Below are 5,876 nucleotides of genomic sequence, written 5' to 3'. Positions count from 1 at the left end.
ATTGTAATGACAGCTTAGATTTGAATTGTTATAATAAAATATAATACCTTAGCTAAAAAGACAATTAGATCACAAGATTGACAATGGAAAAATTTGTAAAAATTAAATAGATAATCACTGCAATTTAAGCAGTCGCAGAAAAATTCTATACTGCTGGTAACAGTGCAGCAGGAACTAGGGTTCGTAAGGCCATGCAGGAATTAAAAATCTTGGCTCAAGAAATAAAGTAACTGAGAAAAAAATAGCGATAAATAAAAAATACTTGTTCTGTGTAATTAAAAACTTTTTCTCATGATTGCTCCTCCCACTAAACTTTGCGATAGGTCATCTTTTAATTAAAATAAATAACTTATCTTGATCAAGTCGATAGTTCTATGAAATAAAAAATATTAAATCTTAATGGCTCTCAAAAACAAATCTCTCAGAAAGCAAACTCAATATTTTCTTGAAACGGAATACCCTAACCTGATTATTCAGGACAATTATCGGTCGATCAAAAATTGTCTGAAATATTTTAATGCCAAGAAAAATTGGTATTCGGTTATTTTTTTGGTCATAAGCATATTCTTGCTATTTAATAATCCAGTCGTGGATTGGTTAGCAAGTAAGATTCATATAGATTTTATTAAGTTCATAGAAATCAAAACTGTAGCGACTATTGTTGATCAACGTACTTCAAATATCGCGACGATCATAAGTATGACACTTGCCGTGATGGCGATGCTGTTTAGTAACATGGCAGTAAAAGAGCCATTCTTATATGAGCTATTGTATGAAAGATCACTGTTAAACTTTATCATTATCTATACACTAACGACTATTGGATGCTTAATATTCCTTGGTACCTTGCGCGAAACATTTACTGATCATGAGCATTACTATTATAATGCAATTCTGATCGGTTCTTATCTGGTGATGAGCATACTCGTTGGTATCGCACATTTATTCAGAACTGTTTACTATTTCATTAACACAAAAAATGTGCAGGATCTTTTGGAGAATGGTCTCATCTTGGAATCTAAAAAGAATATTTATGATGAACTTTTTAAACGTCACAGCAGTTTAATCTACAAAAAAATTATTCAAGCTGAGGGCTTAGTTCAATTTACTAATCATAATATGTTTAGAGCCGGAGTATCTCAGCAGGTGATAACTCAATTTAGCGCTGAGATAAATGATCGCAACTCATTATTAATATATGACGTTAATCTGGAAAACTTAAAGACTTTTGTTGAAAAGACAGTTTCGTACCCAAATAGATTTTATCAGGAGATTCAGCTCAATTCAATTGCGAAGATTCATGATGATGTGATCCTCATTGAAAAGGTACCCCTTACCGCAAGAAAAAAGTTTGGATACTACACTGAAATCTTCATTTTTAAACCTGCCAAAGATCTTAAGCCTGTTGATAACAGATATTATGATTATTTTGAAAAGAAGTACTATGAGGCAGTGGAGGACAAAAAACATAAAGAAGTTAAAAAGATTTTGGATGTTTTCGAAAAGCTAAATGATTTAAAACGCATCTATAACATAAAGGAGTCAGTTTTATGATATTCAATGAAATAAAGGAAATGGTTTCCAAGGGGGTTGAATTAGCAATCGAAAATAATGATCGCTACACACTGAACGAGTTGACTGCATTCATAGAAAAGATGCTGATAGATAGTGTGAAACATCTTGATGAGAAACAACATCTCGATTACATATACTTACCACCATCAATTAATAGGATGGTCATGGATAAAGTTGGCAGCCAAGATTTGCAAAACAAAGAACTTGGATCATATGCCCACACGATACCATCAAATATCTTAAAGGATTTGATGATGTTGCCAGACAATATTCGCTTTGCAAATGTTAAAGCAGAGAGTGATCTTGATACCGTTTATAATCAGTTTTATGAATGCTTTAATGCATTTAGTGCGATTCTATATCAATGTGTAGAGGCAAAAAATATCGGTGGGTTTAAAACAACAATATCTGATTTTACTGTCTCAAGCTCAAGAGCTGATAGAAGTGTTCAACATTTTCTCAATAGGTACAGTCTAGCTAGCAATGGACAGAGGTTTATTCTTGATCTAACCAAGGGTTTTCAAACCCTTCAACGCCGTATGCTGACTGGTATAAAATATTGGATAAACTTTTTGCGTTACGAGCAATTTCTCACAGCTTTTGAATTCAATGAAATTTCTGAATTAATCAGAATTCCTATAAATGAATCAAACCAATTGCTTGAAGATATAATATTTGTTTTCAATCTAAAGGGTAGCTATCTTAATTGGACAGAGTTTACGTTTTATGATTTAGTGATCGAACGAAGTAGATCAAAAGTATCACTACATGATTGGATGATGACGGGATTTCTAATTGAATGCCTGAGGAATGGATCATTTTTTATCAATTTTGATAGAGTTGATTCCAAACAGAAAAACGTCATATCAAGTCTTTATCAGTTTCTTTATGAAAAGGCCAAAGAAATGATTAAGAAACCCGAAAAGCTGATGTCGATTGTTGAACTTTCAACTTCTGATGCCCTAAATATAAGCCTGGAAAACATATTGAATGCATTCAAACCAGCTTTTCAGGAGCGTTATAAGGCAGTTGAAAACGAAGTAATGCACGCAGGCCTTAGTATTGAAAGAATAAATGAGTTTAAGAACCGTGCTTATGTCGCCTGGGAAAGGCAAGCTAGGATCAGAAAGATATTTGAGAGATGGGGCAATTACACTCAGATACCATCTCAAGGTCATGAACTGGTAAGGGTCGGAAAATCTAATTTTCTCGAAAGAGGTCGTATAGCCTTTATTGAAGGCAGTAGCTATTCGCGAATTATCGGATTAGAAGATTTAGCTGCTTTGGTAGGGCGTACTGAGGATGAAGTCTTTTTTCATCGCGTAGATCAAAGCTTACCAACGGTTATTACGGGAGGAAATGCTGTAGAAGTAATTCAAACGGCTATCTCTCGGCTAATAGATCGAGGAATTGAGGCTGATATTATTATCACTTCTCCCGAGTTTGCATATCAAAACGAAAAATTACTCTCCAGTCCAAATTTTGTCGCAATCGGAAATTTAATAACCGATGCACAGGATATCCAGTTCCTCAAAATTGGAACTTTTAATGACATTCCAGTATATACATCATTCGATCGCTTTGTAAGCAACAAGTTCTTAATTTGCAATTTCAGGAAAGCCTTTGAAATGGAGTATAAACTTAGTTTCAACAAAATTCAAGGTCCCCTGACTGTTTCAGTACGTGAGCCTGGATTTGAGGAAACAAAAATCAGATACTCTCAAAATCCGGAAACAGGGAGTCGTGTGATTAGTGGAGAATCGGTGGATGATGATGAAGCTTTGATCCTAATGCGCACTTCGATCATTATTGATTTGTGGAGTATTGTAGATTTTAAGATTTTAGATGTCAATGCATTTGTAGTTGCGGAACTCGGATAGTTATTGATTTTTCAGATTATCTTATAGTTCATTACTTAAAGCATTTCATAATGGTTAAAGTGAATAAGTTTTAATCTTCTATATAAGACATTAAATTTTTTTTATTTCTTCTAACTTAGCCAGATTTTGATCTGGTCTTTATAGCATTTTTTGAAAATTACTAGAACTTTTTTTATTTTTTGTGACAAATAGCAAAAATGGTCAAGCAAATTGTTTTATCAAATCTGGCTAAAGTTAACATGAATCGAAACGAAAATAAATACTATAAATTAGAGTTATATGAAGTAATCCTTTAACCACTCGGGTGTTTTGCAAGATGTATTTTTGTATACACAAAAAAATCTTGCGCCCTTGAGGTCGGGTATTTCCTCGGAACTCGGAAATACTTAAAACACTAATAAATCATCCAAAAATTCCGCAATATCCAATTTGTAATGTATTCTAAAAAAATGATGAAAGTAGGAAGTTATCTAAGTTTCGAGCAAAATTAACATCATAGTAGTTAAAGGCCTGAATAGTTTCTGCTATCATCCGCATTAATTTATCATCAAGATTGGAACGGATTTATAAAATGCTTTTACAACGGCCAGCGCTCACCTGTGGCTTGTGGACCCCACCATAGCGTAATGCTAATTTGCTTCTACCGATGAATTTTGATTTCAAAATTATCCGAATCACTCTTGTGAAAGAAAAGGTGTAAATCCAAATTGCATAATTCCAAAGTAGTACATATGGCAAAAAAAAACACTGGATCCCGAACGTAATATACAAATGATCACATAACGTGTAATTAATTTTAGGTTTATCCACAGCTTATGAGACATCTTCCGATAGCGCGAATTACCCCTGAGAAATTAATGGAAATGTTAAAGAAAAAAGGTGTAAAAATGTCTATAAATCAAGCGAAGGAAATCTTGGATTTGCTATATGTTTTAGCTATTTTGGAAGTAGAGCAAGTTTTAAAAAGATGATTACAGCAGATTTATACATTAGAGTAAGCACTGATGAACAGGCTGATAAGGGGTATTCGCAGCGCAATCAAGAAGAGGTTTTACAGAAATATTGTTTCGCCAGAGATATCAAGGTGAGGAAAGTTGTTTTTGAGGATCATTCCGCCAAAAGCTTCGTGCGGCCCGCATGGCAAAAATTATTGGCTGATCTAAAAAAGAAGAGAGGACAAACGGATTTGGTACTTTTCACCAAGTGGGACAGATTCAGCAGAAATGCGGGGGATGCCTATCAGATGATAAAAATTTTGGCTGATCTCGGTATAGAGCCTCAGGCCATTGAGCAGCCTCTTGATATCTCCATTCCCGAAAACAAAATGATGCTGGCTTTCTATCTCGCAGCTCCCGAAGTTGAGAATGATAGAAGAGCGCTCAATACTTTTCATGGAATGAGAAGAGCAAGGAAAGAAGGGCGATGGATGGGGCCTGCTCCCATAGGTTATACTAACAAGGTAACCGAAGACGGGCGAAAGTATATTTGTCCTGTAGAACCCCAAGCGTCAATAATGAAGTGGGTATATGACGAATTATCTACGGGTAAGTGGTTCATTGATCAGATCTGGAAGGCGGCATCAGATAAAGGGTTGAAGACAGGCAGAAAAAATTTTTGGCAGATTATTAGAAATCCCATTTACTGCGGTAGGATACCCATTGCGAAATACAAGGAGGAGGAAGCCCATACGGTTATGGGGCAACATAAAGCAATAGTTTCTGAAAGCATCTTTTATAAAGCTATGGATGTTTTGAACGGCAGAAACAAACCCAAAAAGACAACTATATCTTCTCCTGATGCGCTTCCCTTACGTGGCTTTCTGATATGTCCAAAGTGCGGCTACATGCTCTCAGGTAGTGCTTCAAAAGGTTATAGCAAGCACTATCACTATTACCATTGCTTTTCGAAATGTGGGGTGAGATATAATGCGGAAAAAGTCAATAAGCTTTTTGTGGAGGAATTAAAAAAGTATACTATAGATCCACTGTTACATGAGGCGTATGTAATGATTTTGAAACAGGTTTATCAAGCTTTTTCAAGTGAAGATAATAATGAATTATCCAATGTAAAAAAACAGTTGGAGGAGTTTAATGATAGAATTTCTAAGGCTAGGGACAAAATGCTCAATGATGTGATTCTTGATTTTGAGTACAGGAAAATCAAATCAGACTGTGAAAGAAATATCCTTATTCTTGAAAATAGACTTATTGATTTATCCAGGGGAAAAGAGAATATTGGTGAATTAATAGGAAAAGCGACTGGGTTGCTCAAAAACCTTCATGAAACATATATAGAGGCGGATTCTGAAGGAAAAAGGCGATTAATTAGTTCGATCTATCCTCAAAAACTCACTTTTGACGGAACACAACATCGAACTGTTCGAATGAATGAGGCTGTACGCGTTCTAGGTACTTTAAAGGC

General features: G+C 35.0%; 3 protein-coding genes and 1 pseudogene. All 4 read left to right on the top strand.

The window, feature by feature from the left end:
• Positions 1-110: 110 nt before the first annotated feature.
• A pseudogene (locus tag AC1DPQ_RS15485) lies at positions 111-230 on the top strand (hypothetical protein).
• A gap of 169 nt (positions 231-399) precedes the next feature.
• Positions 400-1,554 carry a hypothetical protein gene (locus AC1DPQ_RS15480; RefSeq protein WP_477581987.1) on the top strand — a complete coding sequence of 385 codons (1,155 nt, stop codon included), beginning with the start codon at positions 400-402 and terminating at the stop codon, positions 1,552-1,554.
• Positions 1,551-3,455: a hypothetical protein gene (locus AC1DPQ_RS15475; protein WP_477581985.1), complete on the top strand. Its 1,905-nt coding sequence runs from the start codon at positions 1,551-1,553 to the stop codon at positions 3,453-3,455. The genes AC1DPQ_RS15480 and AC1DPQ_RS15475 overlap by 4 nt, the downstream gene beginning before the upstream one ends.
• Positions 3,456-4,422: 967 nt before the next feature.
• A partial coding sequence (locus tag AC1DPQ_RS15470) for a recombinase family protein (protein WP_477610099.1) occupies positions 4,423-5,876 on the top strand: 1,454 nt, incomplete at its 3' end.

The organism is Pedobacter sp. 01T416_2, from assembly GCF_056398925.1.
This window is presented reverse-complemented; position numbering and strand designations above follow the sequence as displayed.

Excerpts from the sequence above, each read along its gene's own strand:
- AC1DPQ_RS15480 (WP_477581987.1), top strand. The coding sequence starts at position 400 with ATGGCTCTCAAAAACAAATCTCTCAGAAAGCAAACTCAATATTTTCTT.
- AC1DPQ_RS15475 (WP_477581985.1), top strand. The coding sequence starts at position 1,551 with ATGATATTCAATGAAATAAAGGAAATGGTTTCCAAGGGGGTTGAATTA.